Below are 26,263 nucleotides of genomic sequence, written 5' to 3'. Positions count from 1 at the left end.
TGTGATCTACCTCAAAAAAGGTAAATCAACTTATAGGTGTATTGATAATTACTCGTAATTATGGATAAGAATACATCTCATTTAGCGGTTAATTTTGCTTAAAATTTCGCAAATTATGTAACAAAAAATTTAAGGGAATAATCATAAAATACGAATGATAGCAAAATTAGCTTTCGCAAAATAAAGTAAATCTCGCTAAAATCTACTTTTTATATCTTCAGATACTTTTTATGAATGAATTAAATTTAGAAAATATTGAGTGGAAACCAACCGCTTCTATTCAGAACCTGATTAAACGTAGCAAAATTATGGTAGAAATTCGCCAGTTCTTTAAAGATCGTGGTGTATTAGAAGTGGAAACACCGGCATTAAGTGAATTTTCCGTCACCGATGTGCATCTTTCTACCTTCAGCACTCAATTTCTTTCGCCTTTCTCTAGCGAAGCAAAAACATTGCATCTGATGACAAGTCCTGAATACCATATGAAACGCTTATTAGCAGCAGGTAGTGGTTCAATTTTCCAATTATGCCGTGTGTTTCGTAATGAAGAATCTGGTAAGCGTCATAATCCGGAATTTACTATGTTGGAATGGTATCGTCCGCATTTTGATATGTATCGTTTAATCAATGAAGTGGATGATTTATTGCAACAAATTCTGGATTGCGAACCGGCGGAATCTTATAGCTATCAGTTTGTGTTCCAAACCTATGTCGGTTTAGATCCGTTGTCGGCGACTCGAGCCCAATTAGTCGAAAAAGCCCGTAAACACGGCTTTCCTTGCGAAGATGATGAGAATCGAGATACTTTACTACAATTTCTATTCAGTGAAATTGTAGAAGCGAATATCGGTAAAGAGCGCCCGACTGCAGTCTACCATTTCCCATCATCACAAGCAGCATTGGCTCAAATCAGTTCGGAAGATCACCGTGTTGCGGAACGCTTTGAGGTTTATTATAAAGGATTAGAATTGGCAAACGGCTTCCATGAGCTAAGTGATGCGAAAGAACAAATGCGTCGCTTCGAACAAGATAACGTACAACGTGCACAAATGGGCTTACCGGCTCAGCAGTTAGACACTCGTTTTCTTGCCGCATTAAAAGCGGGTATTCCAAATTGTTCCGGTGTGGCGTTAGGAGTGGATCGCTTGATGATGATTGCAATGAGTGCCGAGAAAATCGATGAGGTCATGGCATTCGGTGTGGAAAGTGCTTAGATAATTAAAAACCACGGAACACACGGACTACACAGAAGAAAATTTCCGTGTTATCCGTGTATTCCGTGGCTAAGAGCTTTTAAAGTTTAATAAAACCGTCATAAATATGGGTTGCGTCACCGGTCATATATAACGGATGCCCTACACCTTCCCACTCGATTTGGAGTGAGCCGCCAGGTAAATCGACTTGGACGTTACTATCTAACAAGCCTTGCATAATGCCGACAGCCACCGCACCGCAAGCACCACTACCGCACGCCTGCGTTTCACCAGCACCACGTTCAAAAACACGTAATTTAATATGATTGCGATTAATCACTTGCATAAAACCAATATTTGCACGCTCAGGAAAGCGTTCGTGATTCTCTAGCAAAGGGCCTAATTCATTTACCGGTGCGGTTTTAATATCTTCAACTTGTAATACACAATGCGGATTGCCCATGGAAACCACGCCACATAACACCGTTTGTAAATCGGTTCTTAGAATATAATTTTTTTCAAATTTATTCGCTGCAAACGGCACTTGTGCCGGTTCCCAAATCGGTTCCCCCATATTCACGCGAACTTTTTCTTCACCTTTTAAAGTTAAAACCATTTTGCCTTTAGCGGTACTGACGTGAATATCTTGTTTGTTAGTTAAACCTTTTAGCGTAACAAAACGTGCAAAGCAACGCGCACCATTACCACATTGTGCCACTTCGCTGCCATCCGCATTAAAAATACGGTAATGGAAATCCAGCTCTGGGTCGTAAGGTGGCTCTACCAGCAATAACTGATCGAAACCAACACCGGTATGACGATCGGCTAATTTTCGAATAACATCTTCGGTTAAATAAACGTTTTGCGTTACGCCATCAATTACCATAAAGTCATTACCAAGACCGTGCATTTTTGAAAATTGCATATTATTTCCTATCATAAAAAAATTTAATTAGTAAATCTTATAGAGATTAGTTTTATTTATTGCTATATTACATACCCTTTTCAGGGGGGTTCACTTCATTTGAAAAGATTTTGATCTCTAAGCATTATTGCCCAAGTATGAGGGCTTTTTTACTGAATTACAATGGAGTAATTAAATTATGTCCGCAATGTTCTTTTTGCAGTTTGCCATAGTTCTACTATGTATTTTAATTGGTGCCCGTGTGGGTGGTATCGGTTTAGGTGTCTTTGGCGGTTTAGGTTTAGCAATTCTTTCTTTTGGCTTCGGTTTAAAACCGGCAGGTTTACCGATTGACGTTATGTTTATGATCATGGCGGTTGTTTCGGCAGCAGCAGCAATGCAAGCAGCCGGCGGTTTAGATTATATGATTAAAATCGCAACGAACATCTTACGTCGTAACCCTAAATATATTACATTTATCGCACCGCTTGTTACTTGGACATTCACCGTGTTAGCAGGTACAGGTCACGTAGCTTATTCTGTATTACCGGTTATCGCTGAAGTAAGTCGCCATAACGGTATCCGCCCTGAACGTCCGCTTTCAATGGCAGTAATCGCATCTCAATTTGCGATTGTCGCAAGCCCAATCGCAGCAGCGGTAGTTGCAGTTGTTGCATTCTTAGAGCCTCAAGGTATCACATTAGGTAACGTACTTTCTGTAACTATTCCGGCTACACTTTTCGGTTTAATGCTTGCTTGTGTATTCGTGAATAAAATGGGTAAAGAACTAAAAGATGACCCACATTACCAAAAACTATTACAAGATCCTGAGTATGTAAAAGCAAACAATGCTAATACTAATCCTGCTGATGTTGCAATCAAACCGACAGCAAAACTTTCAGTAAGCCTCTTCTTATTTGGTGCATTATTAGTAGTATTAATGGGTGCCGTACCAGCATTACGTCCGGTATTTGACGGTAAACCAATGGGTATGGCACATACGATTGAAATCGTTATGTTGACTATCGGTGCATTAATCATTTTCTTCTGCAAACCGGATGGTAATGAAATTACTAAAGGTTCTGTATTCCATGCTGGTATGCGTGCAGTAATCGCTATCTTCGGTATCGCATGGTTAGGTGATACCTTAATGCAAGGTCATATGACTGAAGTGAAAAGTATGGTTTCAGGCTTAGTAGAAACCGCTCCATGGGCATTTGCATTCGCTTTATTCGTACTTTCTGTATTAGTGAACAGCCAAGGGGCAACAGTAGCAACACTTTTCCCATTAGCGGTTGCATTACAAATTGATCCTGCGGTGCTTATCGCAGTATTCGTTGCAGTAAACGGTTACTTCTTTATTCCGAACTATGGTCCGATTATCGCTTCTATCGACTTCGATACGACAGGTACGACAAGAATTGGTAAATACATTTTCAACCATAGCTTTATGTTACCGGGTTTATTAAGTATGGCATTTAGTATTGCATTCGGTTTACTATTTGCAAATATCTTACTTTAATTAGCTAACGAAAAATGCCCTCCAACTTTAAGTCGTGAGGGCATTTTTTTGCAAAAAATTTAGTAATTTTGACCGCTTGTAAAAAGGCGTACCAGCAAGATTCCTATTACTGTACACAAAATTCCCCCGACTAAATGCAAACCAACAATACCGAAGGCTTGATAATATTTCTCCGCCAGTAGCTTTTCACTCACTTCTAATGAAAAACTTGAAAACGTCGTAAAACTACCTAAAAAACCGGTGATAAACAACAGCTTCTGCCCGTCATTCAAATGTAATCCGATAGCAATTCCAATTAAGAAGCAACCAAGCAAATTGGCTAACAATGTACCAAAAGCGAATTGACTTAAAAAACTGTTAAACCATACGCCTAATTGCCAGCGAGAAATAGCGCCTAACACTGCACCGATAGCAATAAATAACATTACTTTCTTCCTTTTCACTAAAAGTAAAAAAACCGCTAAAAAGCGGTTTTTATGCTAAACTATTTCACGGTTGGTCAGGTGTTTATCTTTCCCGACTGGTACTCGGGTTAGCTATATCCTCCCAATCTTACCGATCTAAGGAGGTGATTATGTGTGAAATGGTTTAAGTTCTCATTACTTATTATCGTAATACTGTTGCTAGCTGCTGATACCCCTATCGTAAGATAGCAACCCAACCAAGGGATAAGTTTGTGCTTATCCCTTTCTTGTTTTCATTATATGCCTCACTTTTTAGTTTTTCAATAAGACTATTGAATAAACTATAAACGATAAATTACACCAAAAACAAATGCGGAATTAAATTCATTACCACTACCGTCGCAATCGAAAGTAACAGACGTGATGCACCGAAAATGAAGCCTCGATTGGTACCGTTATCAAATTTCACTAACAAATTCGCCATTGCTGTCAGCGCATACACCTCAATCACGGTAAAAATAACCAAATAGACATAAGCACTGAACAGCGAAATATAATGCAAGGTAATAAACCACGGCACAATGATACCAATCGCTAACAGCGGTGCGACCCAAATGGTTTGCTTCGCAGTGAGATTAATTTTACGTGAGAAATAGCTTTGTAACGATACTGTCATTAAACCATTCACAAACAATGCTATCGGGCTATGTTCCGGTGCAGATAATTTGTTATCAAATAAAAACGGGAAAATCACAAAAAACGAAGTGGCAATTGATAACGGAATAAACAACATCAAATGCACAAATAAAAATTCCTTGGTGATAATTTCTCGAATTTGCCCGAAACGGAATTTCGCCAAGGTTTGTAAAGTTTGAATCTGATAAAACGGCTTAATCATCAAGGCAAATAGTACCGCTTCCATCGCAAAACAAACCCAAATTAATAACTCGATTTGTTCAAATTTAATAAATGGAATCACTAATAACGGGGCAAACATTGAAGACATACTGGTCACTTTCAGATATTTGCCCTGTAAACGAGTTTTTTCGCTATATTCATCGCCTGCCAAAGCTAATAAACACGCCTTCGCATTAGTCCCAAACAAACAACTCCCTAGCCCGAAGCAAGTAGTTGCTAACAATAATAAGCCGTAATTATCCGCTGAGAGGAAGAAAATATAAGCCAATACGTCTAGCAAACAGCCGAGTAGCATCATTTTTGCCAAGCCATAACGGTCGCCCCAGATGCCGGCTAAAATTGCCAAAGCTTGATTACAAAAGAATAATAAAGACAATGAAAAAGCGATTTCGCTATTGCTTAAGCCTTTTTTCTGTAAATAGATAAAAAATACGGTTTGCATTGAGAAAAATGCAAGGGTGGAGAAAAATCGTCGAATCAGTAAAAGTTTTTGAAGGTTCATAAAGTGATAAATTTGTAAAAATCAGCCGAGATCTTACCGCTTTTATGCCGGATATTCGATATAATTCAATAAATTTTCCTTTTATCTTACTTTTATGACTAAAAATCTCTATCTTGGCGTAATGTCCGGCACCAGTCTTGACGGCGTAGACTTGTGCATCATGGATTTTGCAGAAAATCCACCAAAGTTGACCGCTTGCGGCTTTACTCCGATGCCGGAAGATTTACGTGCCGATTTATCGCACTTACTCAAAAGCGGCGAAACTTCCTTGCAAAAACTAGGTGAAATCGATCGCCGTCTAGGCTTACTGTATGCCGAAAGTATCAACCGTTTTTTAGATGAACATCAATTAAGTGCCTGTGATATTCAAGCGATCGGTTGTCACGGTCAAACTGTCTGGCATTCCCCAAACGGTAACTTTCCATTTACTATGCAAATCGGTGATATGAATTTGGTTGCCACTCATACCGGTATTACTACTATCGCGGATTTTCGCCGTAAAGATATGGCGGTCGGCGGACAAGGCGCACCGCTGGTTCCCGCTTTTCACGAAGGGATTTTTGCCTCACCGGAACGCTTAACTGTAGTGCTAAATATCGGCGGTATTTCAAATATTTCGGTACTTTCACCCAATCAACCAACCATCGGTTACGATGTCAGTGTCGGTAATGCACTGATGGATTCGTGGATAGAATTACATCAAACTAAACGTTACGACAAAAATGCCGAATGGGCAAAAACCGGGACATTGATTCCGGCATTGCTCAACAGTTTACTTGATGAGCCTTTTTTCAAATTACCGGCACCGAAAAGCACCGGACGAGAATTATTTAATCTCGAATGGCTTGCAAAAAAATCGCCAAATTTAACCGCTTATCGTCCTGAAGACGTACAACGGACACTGGCTGAATTTACCGCACAAAGTGTCGTAAACGAGTTAAAAACTTTAGAAAGTGAAAAGCAATGCTTGTTACTTGTATGTGGAGGTGGCGCACGTAACCCATTGTTAATGCAGCGTTTTAATGAATTACTACCGAAATGGGCGGTAACAACCACTAGCGAATATGGATTGGATATCGATTATGTCGAAGCAGCCGCTTTTGCATGGCTGGCTTATCAACGAGTGCATAATTTAGCAAGTAATCTACCAAGCGTAACCGGTGCAAAAGAACCGGTGAGTTTAGGGGTAATTTATCCTAAATAGTAAATTCTATATCTTTTTAAGAAAAAAGCGGTTTGTTTTATTAAGACAAACCGCTGAATTTTTTGAGATTTATCTAATTAAGACATCACAATCGGAGCCCAGGCAAAACCAAAAATAAGTCCTGCAATAACACCTAAAAGCGCTGGAAGCATAAACGGATGATCAAGCACATATTTTCCCGCTCGAGTAGAACCCGTTGTATCTATTTCCATAGCAGCTAATGTTGTTGGATAAGTCGGTAATACAAATACGCCTGTTACAGCTACAAAGGATGCAAGAATAGCCCAGTGAGGAACACCTAACGTAACTGCAAGAGGAATAATCAACGGAGTAGTAGACCCCTGAGAATAAAGTAACGCACATGTAAAGAACAATACGGCCGCTAATAACATTGGATAAGATGTTAGGATTTCCCCAGCTAATTCTTTAATTTCCGGTAAATGAGCATCTACAAAAGTCGTTCCTAACGTCACAATACCAATAATGACAGCAACTGATGTCATCCCTGAGCGGAAAATGGAATTTGTGACAATGACATCCGGTTTAATTCTGGAGAAAAGCAGCATCAAACAAGAAGAAGCTAACATAACGATAATAATAATATCCCTTGTACTCATTGCTTTTCCACTTTCATAAATCGGACGTAATCCAGGGACAACAGCAAGTAAAACAATAAAGATAGTTGCAAGTAAAAATATAATAATTGATAACTTAGCACCTTTTTGTACTTCAAGAGTTGTATTAGATGTTTTATTAACTAATCCAGCTTGTAAGCGTTGCAAATACACTTCATCATCTTGCAACTCACAGCCTTGTCTGGATGATACTAAAGCAGCCACCATTGAAGCAATAAAAGAGGCCGGTAAACAAACTGCTAATACTTGAAAAAAGGCAACGCCATTGTTCTCCATGATTGAAATCATTGCAGCCATGGCTGCACTTAATGGAGATCCTGTTACAGCAAGTTGCGATGCGACAACTGAGCCTGCTAATGCTCTTGATGGCCTAATTCCACTTTCTTTAGCAACTTCTGCTATAACTGGTAATGTCGAGAATACAATAAATCCTGTACCAGCCATAATTGTCATTAACCACGTTATTGCCGGAGCGATGATATTAATATATTTAGGATTTTTACGCATAAAGATCGCGGCATAATGAACTAATAAAGCCATTCCTCCCGTAGCCTGTAATGTTGCAGCGGAAATAACTACCGTCATTACAATTAAAATCACATCAATAGGAATAGTTCCGACAGGGAGTCCGAACCCAAAAGTTAGGATAGCGAGTCCTAATCCGCCAAAGAGCCCAATACCTAAACCACCGAATCTTAGCCCTAAAAATATAGCTGTTAATACGACAGCAATTTCTGCATATATCATAATATCTCCTTAAAACCTAATGTGTTTGATACCAATCAATAGCCGAACGAACTAAGGTAAGCGTAGAATCTACATATAGGTTTGGATTATTTTCCATGTCATCAGCTAAAATAATCGGAACTTCAGTACAACCTAAAATAATTAATTCTGCACCTTGTGCTATAAGCTCATCACGTTGTTTAAGCATTAATTGAGTTGAATGTTCATACTCTCCCGATTTCAATAAATAAATACTTTCCATTACATCTTTTTGTCCTGACTCTGTCGGACTAATAAAGATTAACCCTTTGTTTTCAATACGTTTTTTGTATAATCCGGCAGCTAAAGTGGCATCAGTCGCCAGTAATCCTATTTTTTGCTTTCCACGTCTAATGACTTCATCTATGGTTGTATCGATCATACTGAGCATATTGATGTTGGTATTGGCTTTTAAATCATCAAACCAATAATGTGCAGTATTACAAGCAATAACGACACAGGTTGCCCCAGCGACTGCTAGATTTTTTACATATTTCTCCATAATCGGTTCCGGATTTTCTCCACCATGTAAAATACAGTTGGTACGATCTGGAATATCTGGTATTGAAGATATTAAGAGTGGAATATGCTCTTGATCACAGTGTGCGGGCGTTAATTTAATGAATTTTTGGAACATATCGGCAGTAGCGGCAGGTCCCATTCCGCCCAAGATCCCAATAACATTTTTTTTCATATATTTCTCCTCGGATGCTGAAACTTATGGCTGGTTTATAACAAAGCCCTTGTATGAAAAGAAATGCAAGAAACAGAAGTGCTATGTAAAAAACACAACAACAAAAAACGAAGAATTGAATTAACAATTTATAATCAATAAGTTACAATAAAAAAATTAAATTTATAATGTGATAAAATACGTATGTATGCAAAAATTGCATAATGAGGAAGTATGAAAAATATAGAAACCAAGTGGTTGGAAGATTTTCTAACATTAGAAGAATATAGAAATTTTTCGCTTGCAGCAGAAAAGCGTAATTTATCTCAGTCCGCATTTAGTCGACGAATCTCCTCATTAGAAGATGTATTAGGTGTTAAATTATTCGACCGTACAGCCATTCCTTTACAATTAACCAATGAAGGAAAATTATTTCATTCTCAAACTAGAAATTTATTACAACAATTAAGAGATAATTTAGATGAATTATTAGGCAATAATAATCATCTACCTAATATAAAAATTGCAGCAGCACACTCTCTATCCTTATCCATAATGCCTAACTTGATTCGAGAACTCTCTCAAAAAGGAGAAAATTTTATTTATTCTGTTGAGGCTATTGATGTAGAAGAAACGGTACATACCTTGATTGAGGGGAAGAGTGACTTTATTTTTTCATTTTATGATGAAAAATTAATGCAAGAACCCTTTTTATCCGTAGAAATACTCCAGTCGAAGTTATATCCTATATCTCCGACCAATCTGAGAGGTGAAGTGCTCTTTCATTTAGACGATCCAAATATCCCCCTATTAAATTACACACCAAATTCTTATATGGGAAGGCTAGTAAACAGAAAATTAGCTCAAACAGAGTTAATACATACTCAAACAAAATTTATCTCGTCTATGTCTGAATTATTAAAAAATATGGTTTTAAATAAACAAGGAATTGCTTGGCTGCCTGAATATACAATAAAAGAAGAATTAGCACTCAAAAAAGTAAAAATATTAGAACATGAAGAATTGGTCATTCCGATTAAAGGATATATTTATAGAATGAATACAAGATTAAACAACGTAGCGGAAAAATTTTGGGATTATTTAAAACATAAATAACTAAATGATGAACATATTTAACTTTCATAAATCTATGACAACTTCAAACTTACTCTTTCAATTATCTACGCTTATTACCGAACAACGTAATCCTCACTCAATGAATATCGATCAACTCTCCGCACTTGAGCTAGTGAAAGTGATTAACCACGAGGATAAACAAGTCCCACTTGCGGTAGAACAATGTTTACCACAAATCGCTCAAGCGGTCGAAAAGATTGTGCAAGCGTTTCAAAATGGCGGACGTTTAGTTTATATCGGTGCCGGCACCAGTGGACGATTAGGCATATTAGATGCTTCGGAGTGTCCACCGACTTACGGCGTTCCACCGGAAATGGTGGTTGGTATTATTGCCGGTGGCGAACGAGCGTTACGCCATCCGATTGAAGGTGCGGAAGATAATACTAAGCAAGGCAAAGCTGATTTACAAGCGGTCAATTTTTCACAAAAAGATGTATTGGTCGGCATTGCAGCAAGCGGACGCACACCTTATGTGATTGGTGCATTAGAATATGCTAAATCTTTAGGTGCGACTACGGTTTCAATTGCCAGCAACCCAAATTCGGCAATGGCACAAATTGCAGACATTGCGATTGATACGGTGGTAGGAGCGGAAGTGCTGACCGGCTCAAGTCGTATGAAATCTGGTACGGCACAAAAATTGGTATTAAATATGCTGACCACCGCATCTATGGTGATGATCGGTAAATGTTATTCCAATTTAATGGTTGATGTACAGGCAAGTAACGAAAAACTTAAAGCTCGTGCGATTAAAATCGTAATGGAAGCGACTGAATGTGATCGAACAATTGCCGAAAATGCACTGAAAATCGCTGAAAATAACGCAAAATTAGCGATTATGATGATCTTAAGTGATTCAAATAAAGAAACGGCTGAACAATTACTGTCCGCTCATCACGGAAAATTACGTCAAGCACTAGCAAAATAGCAATGAAAAGCGGTTAAATTTTGCTGTCATTTAACACACTTGCCCATAATTCATTGAATTTATGGGCAAGTTTCCTATCTGATTCAGTAATCTACAAATTATTTTTCATATCCCTAAAACTCTTAGGTGTGCAATCATATTCTTTCTTAAAGACTGCATAAAAATAAGGTAATGAAGGATAGCCGCAAACTTCTGAAATTTCCTGAATAGAGATATCGGTAAATTGCAGCATATATTTGGCACGATTCAGCTTTTCTTCGTGAATAACCTGATGAATGGTTTTGTTTAACTCCAGCTTAAAGCGTTGTTCTAAATTTGAACGAGAAATCCTTAAATGATCAAGCACTTGCTCGGTTTTGATCCCTTTACAAGCGTGATGATGAATATAGTGCATTGCTTGAATCACGAAAGGATCTTGAAAAGCGTGGAAATCAGTAGAACGGCGTTGTTCAACTCGTAAAGGCGGAATCAATACCGGCGAATGGCTTAATTTTTTGCCTTCAAATAAGTGGTGTAACATTTTTGCCGCCTGATAGCCGATTTGTTTCGTCCCCTGTACCACAGAAGATAATGAAACACGTGATAGATGCTGAATTAATTCTTCATTATCAATGCCAATCACCGAAATCTGTTCTGGCACCGCAATATCTAAGTATTCACAGGCTTGTAATAAATGTCTGGCTCTCGCATCAGTCACTGCAATAATACCGGTTTGTGCCGGTAGTGACGATAGCCACTCACTTAATGCAGATTGAGCCTCCAACCAATGCTGTGCATTAACTTGATGACCTAGATAAATATTGGTTTGGTGTTCATACTTTTCCATTAAATCGATAAAGGCATTTTTTCTCTCAACCGACCAATGTTTTTCCGCTTCACTCGGAATACCATAAAAGGCAAATTGATTAATCCCTTTTTGCTTGAGATGTAATAATGCCATTTCTACTAAAGCATAATTATCGGTGGCAACATAGGGTAGGTTCGGATAGTAGGTTGGATTTTTATAAGACCCACCTACTGCAATGACAGGAATAGTTAATTCACTTAGTAAAGCAGCAGTTTCGGGATCATCACAATCCGCAATAATACCGTCAATTAATAACCCTTCCATATCGTTTTTATGGTAAGTGAAATCATCTTGCATAAAAATATTCCAAGTACATTGAGAGGCTTGAATATATTGCCCAATCCCCTCAATCACTTGGCGATCGTAAACTTTATTCGCATTAAAACATAAGGCGATACGAAAAGATTTTTTTTCCATAATACGATTAATCCGGGTAATTCATAGCTCTACAATACCATATTTTAGGTGTGTTATAAAAAAGCGACTGATACTTTTGAAGTAATTACATCAATTTTAACGCTTAATGCGATAAATTTACTCAATTTCTTTAAATATCCATAACAACTAAACATCGTTATACCGGTTTTTACAACATTTTCAGAAAAGTTAACCGCTTGTGATTTTGGGAAAAGCGTTCATTTAGTATAAAATGATATAAATTTTTATCATGTGAGAAAAACAATGTTAAATCAAGTTTCACAAAGTTTGCTTTTACCAAGCGGACTTGAATTATCGCACTTGAGTAAAGTGCTTGATCATTTTTCAGATCGTCAAATCGATTATGCGGATCTCTATTTTCAATTAAGCCAAGATGAGAGTTGGTCGTTAGAAGATTCGATTATCAAAGAGGGCGGTTTTTATATTGACCGTGGTTTCGGTGTGCGTGCGGTATCGGGCGAGAAAACCGGTTTTGCCTACGCAGACCAAATCGGCTTGAGCCAGCTTGAACAATGTACGACCGCAGCCCGTTCGATTACTCATGCAAGCGGTCAATTATCGGTAAAAAGTTTCAAACAAACGAATGCAATCAAACGTTATGCGTCGATCAACCCGTTAGATACCTTAAGCCGTGAGCAAAAAGTAGAACTATTACATTTAGTCGATAAAGTCGCACGTGCGGAAGACCCTCGTGTGATTCAAGTTAATGCTGGGCTTTCAGCGGTTTATGAAGAAATGTTAGTGGCGGCGACAGACGGCACGCTTGCGGCGGATATTCGCCCGTTGGTGCGTTTATCAGTTTCAGTCTTAGTGGAAGAAAATGGCAAACGTGAGCGTGGTTCTGCCGGTGCCGGTGGACGTTTCGGCTTAAATTGGTTTTTTGAACCACAGGTGGTCAATGGTGAAATGACCGGCGATACTCGAGCGGTTTATCTGGCGAAAGAAGCGGTACGTATGGCATTAGTCAATTTAGGTGCAATGCCTGCACCAGCTGGCACACTACCGATTGTACTCGGTGCCGGTTGGCCGGGCATTTTACTTCATGAAGCGGTCGGGCACGGGTTAGAGGGAGACTTTAACCGTAAAGAATCTTCGCTATTTACCGGCAAAATTGGCGAACTAGTGACTTCGCCACTTTGTACTATCGTTGATGACGGCACAGTAGCGGATATGCGAGGTTCAATTACGGTGGATGACGAAGGTGTTCCTTCGCAACGTAACGTATTGATCGAAAACGGGATTTTAAAAGGCTATATGCAAGATAAACTTAATGCCCGTTTAATGGGTGTTGCACCAACTGGCAACGGTCGCCGTGAGTCGTATGCACATCTACCAATGCCACGTATGACCAATACCTATTTAACAGAAGGCAATCATGAATTTGAAGAAATGATTGAATCAGTTGATTACGGTATTTACGCACCGCATTTCAGCGGCGGTCAGGTGGATATTACTTCGGGTAAATTCGTGTTCTCAACCGCAGAAGCCTACTTAATCGAAAAAGGTAAAATCACCAAACCGGTTACCGGCGCAACCTTAATCGGTAGTGGCATTGACGCAATGCAACAGGTTTCCATGGTCGGCAAAAAAATGGAACTCGACCCGGGTATCGGTACTTGCGGTAAAGAAGGTCAATCCGTACCGGTCGGTGTAGGCCAACCGACCGTGAAGTTAGATAAGATTACGGTTGGCGGACGAGGGTAAATTTTGCGATCTTACTCGAGAAATTAACAAAATCTTCTTTATACCTTGCACGCTAAAGCGTACAAGGTTAATCATAAGTCAGTCCCATTGGGACTGTTATGTGAGGAGATTAAAATGAGTTATACGAGAGCAATTTATCACATTATTTTTCGCACTAAATTTGGTATACCTGCGATTACAGAAGCACATGAACAGATTTTATATACGTTTATTTGGAAATTTATAGAAAAGAGAAAATCTGTTTTATATCGCATCAACGGTATGCCGGATCATATCCATTTATTGGTTGATTTACACCCCAAAATTGCTGTTGCCGATTTTGTAAAGCAACTTAAAAATGCGACACATCTATTATTAGAACGTCATCGCGAAGAATTTCCACTTTTTTCTGCCTGGGCAGTCGGTTACTGTGCATTAACATATAGTGAAAGGGATAAATTAAAAATTCTTAACTATATTAAGAATCAAAAATTTCATCATAAAACACAAAATTTCTTAGATGAAGCTAGATTCTTATTGGCTGATAGTAACATTGAAATTAATGAAGATTTTTTTGAAATAAATATTTAAGTTCTTAAAGCAAATCAGTCCCAACGGGACTGACTTATACTTAACCTAGTACGGCTTACCGTGCTAGGTAACAAGCGGTCATTTTTGACTGATATTTTACAAATTATCTGGCTCCGTTTTAAGGAAAGCAGATAAAAATAAGGAAAAAATAATATGGCATGGGTACAAATTCGTTTAAATAGTACAGATAAACAGGCTGAGCAAATCAGTGATTTTTTAGAAGAAATCGGGGCGGTGTCGGTCACTTTTATGGACAGTCAGGATACGCCGATTTTTGAGCCGTTACCGGGTGAAACCCGTTTATGGGGTAACACGGACGTAGTGGGTTTATTTGATGCGGAAACCGATATGAAAGCGATTGTGGAAGCATTAATTACCAGCCGTTTAGTTGAAGCGGATTTTGCACATAAGATTGAGCAAATCGAAGATAAAGACTGGGAGCGTGAATGGATGGATAACTTCCACCCGATGCAATTCGGTAAACGCTTATGGATTTGCCCAAGCTGGCGTGAAGTGCCGGATCCGAATGCGGTCAATGTTATGCTTGACCCGGGACTTGCGTTTGGTACTGGTACGCACCCGACGACCGCACTTTGTTTGCAATGGTTAGATAGCTTAGATTTAACCGGTAAAACGGTGATCGATTTTGGTTGCGGTTCCGGTATTTTGGCGATTGCGGCACTTAAACTCGGTGCAAAACAAGCGATCGGGATTGATATCGACCCGCAGGCGATTTTAGCTTCTACCAATAATGCGGAAGCAAACGGTGTGGCGGATCGTTTACAATTATTCTTAGCCAAAGATCAACCGCAAGATCTACAAGCCGATGTGGTGGTGGCGAATATTCTTGCCGGCCCGCTGAAAGAACTTGCGCCAAATATTATTACGTTGGTGAAACCACAAGGTGATTTAGGTTTATCCGGTATTTTAGCAACACAAGCGGAATCGGTCTGCGAAGCCTATGTACTGGACTTCAATCTTGATCCGGTAGTAGAAAAAGAAGAGTGGTGCCGTATTACAGGTATCAAGAAATAAAAAAATAAGGGCTGATTCAAATAGAACAGCCCTTAAATTTTAATTTTTACCTAAGTTCGAGAAGAAGTTTTTCACACTATCTAAAAAACCTTCTTGCTGCGGACGATGTAGACCTTTACCTTCTAAACTTTCTTCCAGTTTTCGTAATAAGTCTTTTTGCTCGTCATTTAACGCAACAGGTGTTTCCACTACTACTTTGCAAATTAAATCACCTGCATAACCGCCACGTGGACTTGTTACGCCCTTACCTCTCACTCGGAATAATTTGCCGGTTTGGGTTTCTGCCGGAATTTTCAGTTTTAATTTGCCATCAAGCGTTGGCACTTCAATCTCACCGCCTAATGCCGCCATCGTAAAGCTGATTGGCACTTCGCAGTAAAGATTTGAACCGTCACGCTCAAAAATATCGTGTTCACGAACGTGAATCACTACGTATAAATCACCTGCCGGCGCACCGTTCTCACCTGCCGCACCTTCGCCGGATAAGCGAAGCTGGTTACCGGTGTCCACACCAGCCGGAATGGTTACCGATAAGTTTTTTGCTTTTTGAACACGTCCGTCACCGTGACAAGATTTGCAAGGTTTTTCAATTTTCTTACCGCTTCCGTGACAGCTCGGACAAACCGCTTCCGTCACAAAGAAGCCTTGCTGACGGCGGATTCTGCCTGAACCGTGACAGTGCGAACAGGTTTCCACTTTCGAACCTTTTTCCGCACCCGAACCGTGGCAGGTATCACATTCCGCTAATGTTGAGATACGAATATCTTTTTTACAGCCTTTAACCGCTTCTTCTAGTGAGATTTCAATGTCGTAACGTAAGTCATCGCCACGTACGACACGATTACGGCGACCACCACCGCCAAATCCACCACCGAACATTTCGCTAAAGATGTCTTCAAAGCCGCCAAAACCGCCTCCGCCGAAGCCACCACCAAATCCGCCGGCACCACCACCTTGTTCAAAAGCAGCATGACCGTATTGATCGTATGCGGCACGTTTTTCAGCATCGCCTAACACTTCATAGGCTTCGTTGATCTCTTTAAATTTTTCTTCTGCGTCTTTACTGCCTTGGTTTTTATCCGGGTGGTGTTTTGAGGCTAAACGTTTATAAGCACGTTTAATCTCGTTCTCACTCGCCCCTTTTTGTAAGCCAAGGACTTCGTAGTAATCTTTTTTTGCCATAGTGTTTCGTTTGTAAAATTTTACGGAAATTTAACCGCTTGTAACTATCTTACTGGATGGCGCTCGTCTATGACGAATGCCGGATTTTTCTGATTTAGCACCCGTCACAGACGGGCGCTATCGGATTCATTTCATCCACGCACGGCAAGCCGTACGTGGTTATGATCAGCCTTTGGCTGAGTGAGCCGCTCTGCGGCTCTTTCTTCACAGCTCCAGAGGAGCTGAACTATGCGTAACCTAGCATGGCTCGTGCTAGGTAGAAAGTAATTATATGATAGATAAATACACCAAAAGGGCGTGTCGCCACGCCCTTTGTAGGGACGCAGTGCCTGCGTCCGTGGACACACGCATTGTGTCCCTACCAGTGAAATTATTTATTATCTTTCACTTCTTCAAATTCAGCATCCACTACGCCGTCATCTTTTTTCGCTTGTGGTTGTTCGCCACCAGCTTGTTGTGCTTTGGCTTGAGCCGCTTGCATTAAAGGTTCAGATGCTTTAATTAACGCTTCGGTTTTCGCATCAATTTCCGCTTTATCGTCGCCTTTCGCTGCTTTTTCTAAATCAGCGATAGCTGCTTCGATTTTCGCTTTATCATCTGCATTTAACGCATCGCCAGCTTCTTCGATTTGTTTGCGAGTTGCGTGTGCGATACCGTCCGCTTGGTTACGTGCTTGAACTAACTCTTCGAATTTTTTATCCGCTTCTGCGTTTGCTTCCGCATCACGAACCATTTGTTCAATTTCTTCGTCAGATAAACCTGAAGACGCTTGGATACGAATTTGTTGCTCTTTACCTGTGTTTTTATCTTTCGCAGATACGTTGATTACACCGTTCGCATCAATATCGAAAGTTACTTCAATTTGCGGCATACCACGTGGTGCTGGGTTAATACCTTCAAGGTTGAATTGACCTAAAGATTTATTCGCAGACGCTTGTTTACGTTCACCCTGTAATACGTGGATCGTTACCGCTGATTGATTGTCTTCTGCGGTTGAGAACACTTGTGATTTCTTGGTTGGAATCGTAGTGTTTTTCTCGATTAACACCGTCATCACGCCGCCCATGGTTTCGATACCTAAAGATAATGGTGTAACGTCTAATAAAAGAACGTCTTTTACATCACCTTTTAACACACCACCTTGAACCGCAGCACCGATTGCTACCGCTTCATCCGGGTTCACGTCTTTACGAGCTTCTTTACCGAAGAATTCAGCCACTTTTTGTTGTACTAACGGCATACGTGTTTGACCACCAACGAGGATAATGTCGTTGATTTCATTCACTGATTTACCTGCGTCTTTTAATACGGTTTTAAGTGACTCGATTGAGCTTGCCACTAAATCTTCTACTAATGCTTCTAATTTCGCACGAGTTACGTTGATCGCTAAGTGTTTAGGACCTGTCGCATCTGCTGTGATATACGGAAGATTTACTTCAGTAGATTGTGCTGAAGAAAGTTCTATTTTCGCTTTTTCCGCCGCTTCTTTCACACGTTGTAATGCCATTGGGTCGTTGCGTAAATCAACGCCTTGTTCTTTTTTGAACTCGTCAATGATGTAGTCAATTACACGGTTATCGAAGTCTTCACCACCTAAGTGAGTGTTACCGCCGGTTGCTAATACTTCGAATGTTTGTTCGCCGTCGAAGTTATCGATTTCGATGATTGAGATATCGAATGTACCACCACCTAAGTCGTAAACTGCGATCACTTGGTTTTCTTTAGTTGAACCTAAACCAAACGCTAACGCTGCCGCTGTCGGTTCGTTGATGATACGTTTAACATCTAAACCTGCGATACGACCTGCATCGATTGTCGCTTGACGTTGCGCATCGTTAAAGTATGCCGGTACTGTGATAACCGCTTCAGTTACTGCTTCGCCAAGGAAATCTTCCGCTGTTTTTTTCATTTTTTTCAACACTTCTGCTGAAATTTGCGGTGGTGCTAATTTGTCGCCTTTTACGTTTACCCACGCATCGCCGTTGTCAGCACGTGTGATTTCGAAAGGCATAATTTTAATATCACGTTGTACTTCTTCGCTTTCAAAACGACGACCGATTAAACGTTTGATTGCAAATAATGTATTTTTCGGGTTTGTAATCGCCTGACGTTTTGCTGGTTGACCAACTAACGTTTCGTTATCTGTATAAGCAATGATTGACGGCGTTGTACGTGCGCCTTCCGCATTCTCGATTACACGCGCTTTGTCACCGTCCATTACCGCTACACAAGAGTTTGTTGTACCTAAGTCAATACCAATGATTTTACCCATTTTAAAATTCCTCTGAATATAAATTTGTTTGATTACGTTTTCGTAACGTTACCCACAAGATGGTGTTCTTTCACAACTTTTCAAGGCTAAATTTGAAATTTTCTTGCAAGTATTTAAAAAAAGAAACGGGACATTCAACGTTCCCCTTCAGACGAAACAATAAATAGGGATGAAAATGAAATGATCAAGGGCGTAAAATAAATTTTTGTAAGATTTTTGAATAAAACGGACAAAAAAGCCCGTCCATATTGAACGGGCTGGCTTTCCGAGCATTAAAGGCCTTTTAGTCTTTGGTAAATTTCCGCAAATTTTGACCGCTTGTCTTGGTATTCGGCAAACTTACTGCGATTCGGTTGGTAAACCGCTTCAAGCGGTAACGGTTGACAGAAATTAGCAATATCGTCATTCGGATTTAAGGCAATCTGTGCGAGTTTCGCTGCCCCTAAAGCCGGGCCGACATCACCACCAGTACGATATTCAAAGGTTCTTCCGGTAATATCCGCCAATAATTGTCGCCAATAAGCACTTTTTGCTCCACCACCGATCAGAGCGATATTATCCGCCTTCACACCGGTTTCGTGTAACACGTCTATACCGTCCGCTAACGCAAAACTGACCCCTTCCACTGCCGCTCTTGCCATGGTAATCGGGTTATCGTTATGAGTTAGGCCCCAAAATACGCCTTTGGCATAAGGATCGTTATGCGGTGTACGTTCACCGGATAAATAAGGTAGGAAAATTGCATCACTCGCTTGGTTACAATTTTCAACTTGTTGGAATAGCGTTTTAATATCACTAATACCGGTAACTTTTTGGGCAAAATCGACCGCTGATGCGGCACTGAGCATAACCGACATCAAATGCCAACGGTCCGGTAACGCATGGCAGAAGCTATGTACCGCTTTTTGCGGATTGGCACTAAATTTATCGGTTACGACAAAATACACCCCTGACGTACCAAGCGATAACATCGCTTGTCTGGCTTGGTAAAGCCCGATACCGATAGCTCCGGCGGCATTATCGCCACCACCAGCAATCACCGGAACAGTATTTAATTTCCAGTTTTTTGCCAATTCAGGACGTAAATAGCCGGTGACTTGGTTACCTTCAAACAGTTTAGGCATATTACTAACATCAAGTCCGCAAGCATTCAGTAACGCCTGATTCCACTCTCTTTTACCGACATCCAGCCACATTGTGCCGGAGGCATCCGACATATCAGAAGCATATTCGCCGGTCATACGTAAACGCAAATAATCTTTCGGTAGTAAGACTTTATCCACTTGTTCGGCGATTTGTGGCTGATGTTTATCCACCCATTTTAATTTCGGTGCGGTAAAGCCCGGCATCATCAGATTACCGGTAATTTCACGGCTATTCGGCACTAATGATTCCAATTCGGCACATTCCACAAAGCTACGCCCGTCATTCCACAAAATTGCCGGACTCAATACTTGATCATGTTTATCCAATAAAGTCGCACCGTGCATTTGGCCGGTTAAGCCGATCGCTTTCACAGCAGTTAAATCTTGCTGTTGTGCCAAAGCGAGCATGGCTAAATTAGTTGCGTGCCACCAGTCTTCCGGATTTTGTTCCGACCAAAGCGGATGAGGGCGAGAAATAGGTAAAGATTGATGGGTAGTTGCGATGATTTCTTGCGATTCATTGAGTAAAACGACTTTAACGCCTGATGTGCCTAAATCAATTCCGATATACATAAAGCCTCCTGAGAGAACTCCCCTCTTTAGAAAAGAGGGGCTGGGGGAGATTTGATTGCGATATAAGTATAACCAATGAAATAAAATACTTCATATTGCAAAAAGACTTACTTAAACAATGTAAATTAACCTTTTAAACAAATCTCCCTAACCCCTCTTTACTAAAGAGGGGGATCTTGTCCCCCTACAATAAATAATAATTAACGATAAATATAATTATTCACTAAATTTTCTAAGTATTCTTGCTGACCTGAAACCGGTTTCGGATCAAGTGCTTTGCTTTCAACGATTTTCGCTAAATCTTCAAGGCTTGCTTTACCGGCAAGAATTTGCTGACCTAAATCGCCGTTCCAGCCTGCGTAACGTTGATCAACGATACCTTGTAAGGTTTGGTCTTCAATCATTTTCGCCGCACGTTTTAATGAAAGCGCAAGTACGTCAATCGCACCGATATGACCGTGGAATAAATCATACGGGTCGGTACTTTGACGACGGATTTTCGCATCGAAGTTGAAACCACCAGTTGTAAAGCCACCTGCTTTTAAGATTTCATACATCACTAAAGTATTTTCTTCCACGCTGTTAGGGAATTGGTCAGTATCCCAACCTAATTGCGGATCACCACGGTTGGCATCAATCGAACCGAAGATATCTAATGCTGCCGCAGTTGCAATTTCGTGTTGGAAAGTATGACCGGCTAAGGTTGCGTGGTTTGCTTCAATATTTACTTTGATTTCTTTTTCTAAACCGAATTGTTTTAAGAAGCCGTAAACCGTTGCCACGTCATAATCATATTGGTGTTTAGTCGGTTCTTGCGGTTTCGGTTCGATTAATAACGTACCGTTAAAGCCGATTTTATGTTTATGTTCCACTACCATTTGCATAAAGCGACCGATTTGTTCACGTTCACGTTTTAAATCGGTATTTAATAAAGTTTCATAACCTTCACGACCACCCCATAACACATAGTTTTCACCGCCTAAGCGTTTAGTTGCATTCATTGCGTTAAATACTTGCGATGCCGCCCAAGAGAATACTTCAGGATTCGGATTGGTTGATGCACCGGACATATAACGAGGGTTAGTAAAGCAGTTCGCCGTACCCCATAATAATTTCACACCGGTTTCCGCTTGTTTTTTCTCGAGAATGTCTACGATAGTATGGAAATTATGTACGTATTCTTTATATGAATTACCTTCCGGTGCAATGTCCACATCATGGAAACAATAATAAGGAATCCCTAATTTTTGGAAGAATTCAAAGGCAATTTCCGCTTTTTGTTTTGCACCTTCGAGTAAGTCACCTGTTTTTTGCCAACTACGATCTAAAGAACCTACACCGAACATATCATTCCCCGTCCAGCAGAAAGTATGCCAATAACACACCGCTAAACGTAAATGCTCTGCCATGGTTTTACCTAAAATCACTTCGTTCGGATTGTAATGTTTAAAAGCAAAAGGATTGGTTGAGTTAGCACCTTCATATTTTACTTTTTCAATTTTATCGAAATAGTTAGACATAATTAATTCTCCTGTGAATCAATGGATTTTGAAAACGAGAGCATAATGATAAAAATTAAAAAGTGGTTCAATTACGTTATTTTGTTTTTTCATTTTGATAATTGGTTATTGTGGTAGTGATCACAAAAGCGAAAAAACGTAATGCTATTACTAAATCTGATAATTGCACCTTATGTAAAATCTACGCAAACTGCACACAAAGCAATACCGCTTATTTTTTACTCACAAACCAATCAGAGGTGTTCTATGAAACTTAAATCTAAGTTATTAGCAGTAGCCGCAGCAACCTTATTAGCTTTAGGTCAAACCGCCATTGCCAAAGATCTAAAAATCGGTATGTCTATTGACGATCTTCGTTTAGAGCGTTGGCAAAAAGACCGCGATATCTTCGTAAAAAAAGCGGAATCATTAGGTGCAAAAGTGTTTGTGCAATCCGCCAATGGTGATGCAACCGCACAAATTTCTCAAATTGAGAATATGTTAAATAAAGATATTGATGTATTAGTCATTATTCCATTTAACGGTGAAGTGCTTTCTAACGTGATTTCCGAAGCGAAAAAAGAAGGTGTAAAAGTATTAGCTTATGACCGCTTAATTAATAATGCGGATATTGATTTCTATGTATCCTTCGATAATGAAAAAGTAGGCGAACTACAAGCAAAAAGTATTATTGAGAAAAAACCGGAAGGTAATTATTTCTTAATGGGTGGCTCACCAGTAGACAACAATGCGAAATTATTCCGCAAAGGTCAAATGAAAGTGCTACAACCACATATTGATAGCGGCAAAATCAAAGTGGTCGGTGACCAATGGGTAGACTCATGGCTTGCGGAAAAAGCACTACAAATTATGGAAAATGCGTTAACTGCAAATAAAAACAACATTGATGCGGTAGTTGCTTCTAACGATGCAACCGCCGGTGGTGCAATCCAAGCACTTAGTGCACAAGGTCTGGCTGGTAAAGTAGCGATTTCCGGTCAAGATGCAGACATCGCAGGGATCAAACGTATTATTGACGGCTCACAAACAATGACCGTATATAAACCGATTACTAACCTTGCTGATAAAGCTGCAGAACTTTCCGTTGCTTTAGGTAAAGATGAAAAAGTGGAATCAAATTCAACCCTAAATAATGGCGTGAAAGATGTTCCAGCTTACTTATTAGAACCTGTTGTGGTAACCAAAGAGAATATTGATACCACTGTGATTAAAGATGGCTTCCACACTAAAGAAGCAGTATATGGCAAATAATTAGCTCGACAATCCTGTGCGGTAGTTATACCGCACATTTTTTAACTAGAGGAAAGGATTATGGCTCAATTATTAGAAATGAGAAATATCACTAAACGGTTTGGTGATGTCGTTGCGCTCAATAATATTTCTATTTCATTAGAACCTGGCGAAGTGCTTTCTCTTTGTGGTGAAAATGGTTCAGGTAAATCCACTTTAATGAAAGTGTTATGCGGCATCTATCCACATGGCGATTATGAAGGAGAAATCTACTTCGCAGGCGAAAAACTCACCGCTAAAAATATCAAAGATACCGAAGAAAAAGGCATTTCTATTATCCATCAAGAATTAACGCTCGTGAAAAATATGACCGTGCTTGAAAACATGTTTTTAGGCAACGAGATGAAAAACTATGGCATAACAAACGATAATGAAATGTACCTACGCTGTAAAACTTTATTGGAACAAGTACAGCTAAATATCGACCCGAATACTAAAGTTTCCGAATTAGGCTTAGGTCAACAACAATTAGTCGAAATTGCTAAAGCGTTAAATAAACAAGTACGTTTATTAATTTTAGACGAACCAACTGCATCTTTGACTGAAACCGAAACGGCAATTTTGCTCAATCTTATCAAAGACTTACAAGCACATAATATTGCTTGCGTTTATATTTCGCACAAACTGAATGAAGTTAAAGCAATTTCAGACAATATCTGCGTGATTCGTGACGGTGAATATATCGGTACTCGTCCAGCAAAAGGAATGAGTGAAGATGACATTATCACTATGATGGTCGGCCGTGAAATTACTTCACTTTATCCACACGAACCACACGACATTGGTGAAGAAATTTTACGAGTAGAAAATATCACCGCTTGGCATCCAACCAATACACATATCAAGCGGGTAGATAATGCCAGTTTTTCGCTAAAACGAGGTGAAATCCTTGGTGTAGCAGGTTTGGTCGGCTCAGGTCGTACAGAAATGGCACAATGTATTTTCGGTTCTTATTTAGGAAAATACCAAGGTGATATTTATGTCGAAGGACAAAAAGTCCAAATCAAAAATTGTGCTCAAGCGATTGAGAAAAATATTGTAATGGTGCCGGAAGATCGTAAAAAACACGGCATTGTGCCGATTATGGGTGTCGGTAAAAACATTACATTAGCCGCATTACCGCAATTTTGTTTCGGTAAAAAAGTGATTAATGAACCGTTAGAAGAAACTATTATTAACCAATCTATCGCTAAACTTACGGTAAAAACCTCTTCACCAGATCTTGCTATCGGACGTTTAAGCGGCGGTAATCAACAAAAAGCAATTTTAGCGAAATGCCTGCTGCTCAATCCAAAAATTCTGATTTTAGATGAACCGACCCGAGGCATTGATGTTGGTGCAAAATATGAGATTTATAAATTAATCAACCAACTTGCTCAACAAGGAATGGCTGTGATTGTTATCTCATCTGAATTACCAGAAGTACTAGGTATAAGTGATCGTGTGCTTGTTATGCACCAAGGCAAAATCAAAGCAGATTTAATTAATCATAATTTAACCCAAGAACAAGTAATGGAAGCCGCCCTTAAGGAGTAACCTATGAACAAATTAAAATCAATTAATTTACAAGTGTATATTATGTTGATTGCCATTATCGTGATTATGGCATTCTTTTCCATTGCTACCGACGGGGCTTATGTCAGTGCGAGAAATATTTCTAACTTACTACGACAAACATCCATTACCGGGATCCTTGCTATCGGTATGGTGTTTGTGATTATCTCGGCAGAAATTGATTTATCAGTCGGTTCAATGATGGGCTTACTCGGTGGTTTTGCAGCTATCACGAATGTGTGGTGGGGTTGGCCGCTTTCCGTCACAATCATTGTTACCCTTGCACTCGGTTTATTATTAGGTGCTTGGAACGGCTGGTGGGTTGCTTATCAAAAAGTACCGTCTTTCATTGTCACCCTCGCCGGTATGCTTGCTTTCCGTGGCGTACTCATCGGCTTAACCAACGGTACAACCGTTTCCCCAATCAGCCAAGATATGACTGTCATTGGTCAAGGTTATCTTTCTGATACAGTGGGAATGATTTTAGGCACACTCGGTATGTTGTTATTCATTGCTTGGGGCAGTTACCAACGTAAAGCACGCCAAAATTTAAATCTCAATGTGCCAACTATGAGTAAAGAAACCATGAAATACGGTTTGGTAGCAATCGTGGTACTTGGTGCAATTTATCTACTTAACGACTACCGTGGCGTACCATTCCCAGTTTTATTACTCGCTTTACTTACCATTGCCGGTACATTTATCGCACGCAAAACCGCATTGGGTCGTCATATCTACGCAATCGGTGGCAATATTGATGCCGCTCGTTTATCAGGGATTGCGGTAGAAAAAGTGAAATTGATGATCTTTGCAATCAACGGTTTATTAGTCGGTATCGCCGGTTTGATTTTAAGTTCTCGCTTAGGTGCTGGTGCACCGTCAGCCGGACAAAATGCTGAACTTGATGCGATTGCTGCTTGTGTTATCGGCGGAGCAAGTTTAGCCGGAGGTATCGGCTCTATCTATGGTGTGGTGATCGGTGCTTTCATTATCGCTTTACTCGACAACGGTATGAGTATGTTAGACGTTCCAACTTTCTGGCAATACATTGTAAAAGGTGCAATCTTATTACTTGCGGTTTGGGCAGATAGTATGAGTAAGAAAAAAGCCTAATTTAGTTACACAACAATCGGTCAAATTCTTGCAAAAATTTGCAGAAATATGACCGCTATTGATAAACACTTTTCAAAAGCATATCTTTTAAACAAGATATGCTTTTTTATATCCTATTGATTTCCTTATTATTTAATGTTTTGTAACTCAGATCACAAAAATGAAAAAACGTAATATCAAAAACATTTTTAGAAATTGAGATAAGAATAAAGAATGTGAAAAATAGATAAATATA

The 26,263-nt window shown here is 39.8% G+C and carries 21 protein-coding genes; 11 read left to right on the top strand and 10 right to left on the bottom strand.

From position 1 onward, the window contains the following. Nucleotides 1-230: 230 nt before the first annotated feature. On the top strand, nt 231-1,214 hold the full coding sequence (gene epmA, locus NYR60_RS08280) for an elongation factor P--(R)-beta-lysine ligase (RefSeq protein WP_279466655.1): 984 nt from the start codon (nt 231-233) through the stop codon (nt 1,212-1,214). 79 nt (nt 1,215-1,293) lie between these two features. On the opposite strand, the gene dapF is transcribed toward epmA, so the two are convergent. Further along, a complete protein-coding gene (dapF, locus tag NYR60_RS08275) occupies nt 1,294-2,118 on the bottom strand; it encodes a diaminopimelate epimerase (RefSeq protein ID WP_279466654.1) in 825 nt (274 codons plus the stop codon). A gap of 178 nt (nt 2,119-2,296) precedes the next feature. Here dapF and NYR60_RS08270 point away from each other — a divergent pair, with 178 nt between their 5' ends. Continuing rightward, nucleotides 2,297-3,619 (top strand): anaerobic C4-dicarboxylate transporter, encoded by a 1,323-nt coding sequence (locus NYR60_RS08270; RefSeq protein WP_279466653.1) that lies wholly within the window; start codon nt 2,297-2,299, stop codon nt 3,617-3,619. Between the two features lie 59 nt (nt 3,620-3,678). Here the strand turns inward: NYR60_RS08270 and NYR60_RS08265 are convergent, their stop codons facing one another. Next, nucleotides 3,679-4,044, bottom strand: a complete 366-nt coding sequence (locus NYR60_RS08265) for a CrcB family protein (RefSeq protein ID WP_279466652.1) — start codon at nt 4,042-4,044, stop codon at nt 3,679-3,681. 334 nt (nt 4,045-4,378) lie between these two features. Continuing rightward, nucleotides 4,379-5,443, bottom strand: a complete 1,065-nt coding sequence (locus NYR60_RS08260; protein ID WP_279466651.1) for an MFS transporter — start codon at nt 5,441-5,443, stop codon at nt 4,379-4,381. 94 nt (nt 5,444-5,537) lie between these two features. Between NYR60_RS08260 and NYR60_RS08255 the strand changes: the two genes are divergently transcribed. Further along, nucleotides 5,538-6,647, top strand: coding sequence for an anhydro-N-acetylmuramic acid kinase (locus NYR60_RS08255; RefSeq protein WP_279466650.1), 1,110 nt, complete (start codon nt 5,538-5,540; stop codon nt 6,645-6,647). Nucleotides 6,648-6,724: 77 nt separating this feature from the next. Here the strand turns inward: NYR60_RS08255 and NYR60_RS08250 are convergent, their stop codons facing one another. Continuing rightward, entirely contained in the window at nt 6,725-8,029 is a 1,305-nt protein-coding gene (locus tag NYR60_RS08250) for an anaerobic C4-dicarboxylate transporter (protein ID WP_279466647.1), read from the bottom strand. A gap of 16 nt (nt 8,030-8,045) precedes the next feature. Further along, nucleotides 8,046-8,741 carry an aspartate/glutamate racemase family protein gene (locus tag NYR60_RS08245; RefSeq protein ID WP_279466645.1) on the bottom strand — a complete coding sequence of 232 codons (696 nt, stop codon included), beginning with the start codon at nt 8,739-8,741 and terminating at the stop codon, nt 8,046-8,048. Between the two features lie 213 nt (nt 8,742-8,954). Here NYR60_RS08245 and hypT point away from each other — a divergent pair, with 213 nt between their 5' ends. Both hypT and murQ read left to right on the top strand, forming a co-directional pair. Then, a complete protein-coding gene (gene hypT, locus NYR60_RS08240) occupies nt 8,955-9,836 on the top strand; it encodes a hypochlorite stress DNA-binding transcriptional regulator HypT (RefSeq protein WP_279466644.1) in 882 nt (293 codons plus the stop codon). Between the two features lie 34 nt (nt 9,837-9,870). Further along, entirely contained in the window at nt 9,871-10,785 is a 915-nt protein-coding gene (gene murQ, locus NYR60_RS08235) for an N-acetylmuramic acid 6-phosphate etherase (RefSeq protein WP_279466643.1), read from the top strand. 91 nt (nt 10,786-10,876) lie between these two features. Here the strand turns inward: murQ and NYR60_RS08230 are convergent, their stop codons facing one another. Then, nucleotides 10,877-12,049 carry a XylR family transcriptional regulator gene (locus tag NYR60_RS08230; RefSeq protein ID WP_279466640.1) on the bottom strand — a complete coding sequence of 391 codons (1,173 nt, stop codon included), beginning with the start codon at nt 12,047-12,049 and terminating at the stop codon, nt 10,877-10,879. 264 nt (nt 12,050-12,313) lie between these two features. On the opposite strand from NYR60_RS08230, the gene tldD reads away from it, so the two are divergent. The 3 genes from tldD (at nt 12,314) to prmA (ending at nt 15,379) form a co-directional block, all read left to right on the top strand. Next, a complete protein-coding gene (gene tldD / locus NYR60_RS08225) occupies nt 12,314-13,774 on the top strand; it encodes a metalloprotease TldD (RefSeq protein ID WP_279466638.1) in 1,461 nt (486 codons plus the stop codon). A 114-nt stretch (nt 13,775-13,888) separates the two neighbouring features. Then, a complete protein-coding gene (gene tnpA, locus NYR60_RS08220) occupies nt 13,889-14,344 on the top strand; it encodes an IS200/IS605 family transposase (protein WP_279466636.1) in 456 nt (151 codons plus the stop codon). A 153-nt stretch (nt 14,345-14,497) separates the two neighbouring features. Beyond that, nucleotides 14,498-15,379, top strand: a complete 882-nt coding sequence (gene prmA, locus NYR60_RS08215; RefSeq protein WP_279466635.1) for a 50S ribosomal protein L11 methyltransferase — start codon at nt 14,498-14,500, stop codon at nt 15,377-15,379. Nucleotides 15,380-15,418: 39 nt separating this feature from the next. Here prmA and dnaJ read toward each other — a convergent pair whose 3' ends face one another. The 4 genes from dnaJ to xylA all read right to left on the bottom strand — a co-directional run bounded on the left by dnaJ (nt 15,419) and on the right by xylA (nt 22,071). Further along, a complete protein-coding gene (gene dnaJ / locus NYR60_RS08210; RefSeq protein WP_279466634.1) occupies nt 15,419-16,561 on the bottom strand; it encodes a molecular chaperone DnaJ in 1,143 nt (380 codons plus the stop codon). A 370-nt stretch (nt 16,562-16,931) separates the two neighbouring features. Beyond that, the gene (gene dnaK, locus NYR60_RS08205) at nt 16,932-18,833 is read right to left on the bottom strand and encodes a molecular chaperone DnaK (RefSeq protein WP_005605999.1); all 1,902 of its coding nucleotides are present in this window, start codon (nt 18,831-18,833) and stop codon (nt 16,932-16,934) included. A 272-nt stretch (nt 18,834-19,105) separates the two neighbouring features. Next, nucleotides 19,106-20,551: a xylulokinase gene (gene xylB / locus NYR60_RS08200; RefSeq protein ID WP_279466633.1), complete on the bottom strand. Its 1,446-nt coding sequence runs from the start codon at nt 20,549-20,551 to the stop codon at nt 19,106-19,108. A gap of 200 nt (nt 20,552-20,751) precedes the next feature. After that, nucleotides 20,752-22,071 carry a xylose isomerase gene (gene xylA / locus NYR60_RS08195; RefSeq protein ID WP_039198100.1) on the bottom strand — a complete coding sequence of 440 codons (1,320 nt, stop codon included), beginning with the start codon at nt 22,069-22,071 and terminating at the stop codon, nt 20,752-20,754. 246 nt (nt 22,072-22,317) lie between these two features. Between xylA and xylF the strand changes: the two genes are divergently transcribed. The 3 genes from xylF to NYR60_RS08180 are packed head-to-tail and all read left to right on the top strand — an operon-like array spanning nt 22,318 to nt 26,028. Beyond that, nucleotides 22,318-23,322: a D-xylose ABC transporter substrate-binding protein gene (gene xylF / locus NYR60_RS08190; protein WP_279466632.1), complete on the top strand. Its 1,005-nt coding sequence runs from the start codon at nt 22,318-22,320 to the stop codon at nt 23,320-23,322. A gap of 60 nt (nt 23,323-23,382) precedes the next feature. Further along, nucleotides 23,383-24,897 (top strand): D-xylose ABC transporter ATP-binding protein, encoded by a 1,515-nt coding sequence (gene xylG, locus NYR60_RS08185; RefSeq protein WP_279466631.1) that lies wholly within the window; start codon nt 23,383-23,385, stop codon nt 24,895-24,897. Between the two features lie 3 nt (nt 24,898-24,900). After that, complete coding sequence (locus tag NYR60_RS08180; protein ID WP_279466630.1) at nt 24,901-26,028, top strand: sugar ABC transporter permease; 1,128 nt, start codon at nt 24,901-24,903, stop codon at nt 26,026-26,028. The last annotated feature ends 235 nt before the right edge of the window (nt 26,029-26,263 follow it).

It is taken from the genome of Actinobacillus genomosp. 2 (assembly GCF_029773605.1).
In the GTDB taxonomy this organism is placed as follows: Bacteria; Pseudomonadota; Gammaproteobacteria; order Enterobacterales; family Pasteurellaceae; genus Actinobacillus.
Note: the sequence above shows the minus strand (reverse complement) of the source record. Positions and strands in the feature narration are given on the sequence as shown.

What these genes read in the sequence shown, in the direction of transcription:
- epmA (WP_279466655.1), top strand. Translation starts at nt 231, where the DNA reads ATGAATGAATTAAATTTAGAAAATATTGAGTGGAAACCAACCGCTTCT.
- dapF (WP_279466654.1), bottom strand. Translation starts at nt 2,118, where the DNA reads ATGCAATTTTCAAAAATGCACGGTCTTGGTAATGACTTTATGGTAATT.
- NYR60_RS08270 (WP_279466653.1), top strand. Translation starts at nt 2,297, where the DNA reads ATGTCCGCAATGTTCTTTTTGCAGTTTGCCATAGTTCTACTATGTATT.
- NYR60_RS08265 (WP_279466652.1), bottom strand. Translation starts at nt 4,044, where the DNA reads ATGTTATTTATTGCTATCGGTGCAGTGTTAGGCGCTATTTCTCGCTGG.
- NYR60_RS08260 (WP_279466651.1), bottom strand. Translation starts at nt 5,443, where the DNA reads ATGAACCTTCAAAAACTTTTACTGATTCGACGATTTTTCTCCACCCTT.
- NYR60_RS08255 (WP_279466650.1), top strand. Translation starts at nt 5,538, where the DNA reads ATGACTAAAAATCTCTATCTTGGCGTAATGTCCGGCACCAGTCTTGAC.
- NYR60_RS08250 (WP_279466647.1), bottom strand. Translation starts at nt 8,029, where the DNA reads ATGATATATGCAGAAATTGCTGTCGTATTAACAGCTATATTTTTAGGG.
- NYR60_RS08245 (WP_279466645.1), bottom strand. Translation starts at nt 8,741, where the DNA reads ATGAAAAAAAATGTTATTGGGATCTTGGGCGGAATGGGACCTGCCGCT.
- hypT (WP_279466644.1), top strand. Translation starts at nt 8,955, where the DNA reads ATGAAAAATATAGAAACCAAGTGGTTGGAAGATTTTCTAACATTAGAA.
- murQ (WP_279466643.1), top strand. Translation starts at nt 9,871, where the DNA reads ATGACAACTTCAAACTTACTCTTTCAATTATCTACGCTTATTACCGAA.
- NYR60_RS08230 (WP_279466640.1), bottom strand. Translation starts at nt 12,049, where the DNA reads ATGGAAAAAAAATCTTTTCGTATCGCCTTATGTTTTAATGCGAATAAA.
- tldD (WP_279466638.1), top strand. Translation starts at nt 12,314, where the DNA reads ATGTTAAATCAAGTTTCACAAAGTTTGCTTTTACCAAGCGGACTTGAA.
- tnpA (WP_279466636.1), top strand. Translation starts at nt 13,889, where the DNA reads ATGAGTTATACGAGAGCAATTTATCACATTATTTTTCGCACTAAATTT.
- prmA (WP_279466635.1), top strand. Translation starts at nt 14,498, where the DNA reads ATGGCATGGGTACAAATTCGTTTAAATAGTACAGATAAACAGGCTGAG.
- dnaJ (WP_279466634.1), bottom strand. Translation starts at nt 16,561, where the DNA reads ATGGCAAAAAAAGATTACTACGAAGTCCTTGGCTTACAAAAAGGGGCG.
- dnaK (WP_005605999.1), bottom strand. Translation starts at nt 18,833, where the DNA reads ATGGGTAAAATCATTGGTATTGACTTAGGTACAACAAACTCTTGTGTA.
- xylB (WP_279466633.1), bottom strand. Translation starts at nt 20,551, where the DNA reads ATGTATATCGGAATTGATTTAGGCACATCAGGCGTTAAAGTCGTTTTA.
- xylA (WP_039198100.1), bottom strand. Translation starts at nt 22,071, where the DNA reads ATGTCTAACTATTTCGATAAAATTGAAAAAGTAAAATATGAAGGTGCT.
- xylF (WP_279466632.1), top strand. Translation starts at nt 22,318, where the DNA reads ATGAAACTTAAATCTAAGTTATTAGCAGTAGCCGCAGCAACCTTATTA.
- xylG (WP_279466631.1), top strand. Translation starts at nt 23,383, where the DNA reads ATGGCTCAATTATTAGAAATGAGAAATATCACTAAACGGTTTGGTGAT.
- NYR60_RS08180 (WP_279466630.1), top strand. Translation starts at nt 24,901, where the DNA reads ATGAACAAATTAAAATCAATTAATTTACAAGTGTATATTATGTTGATT.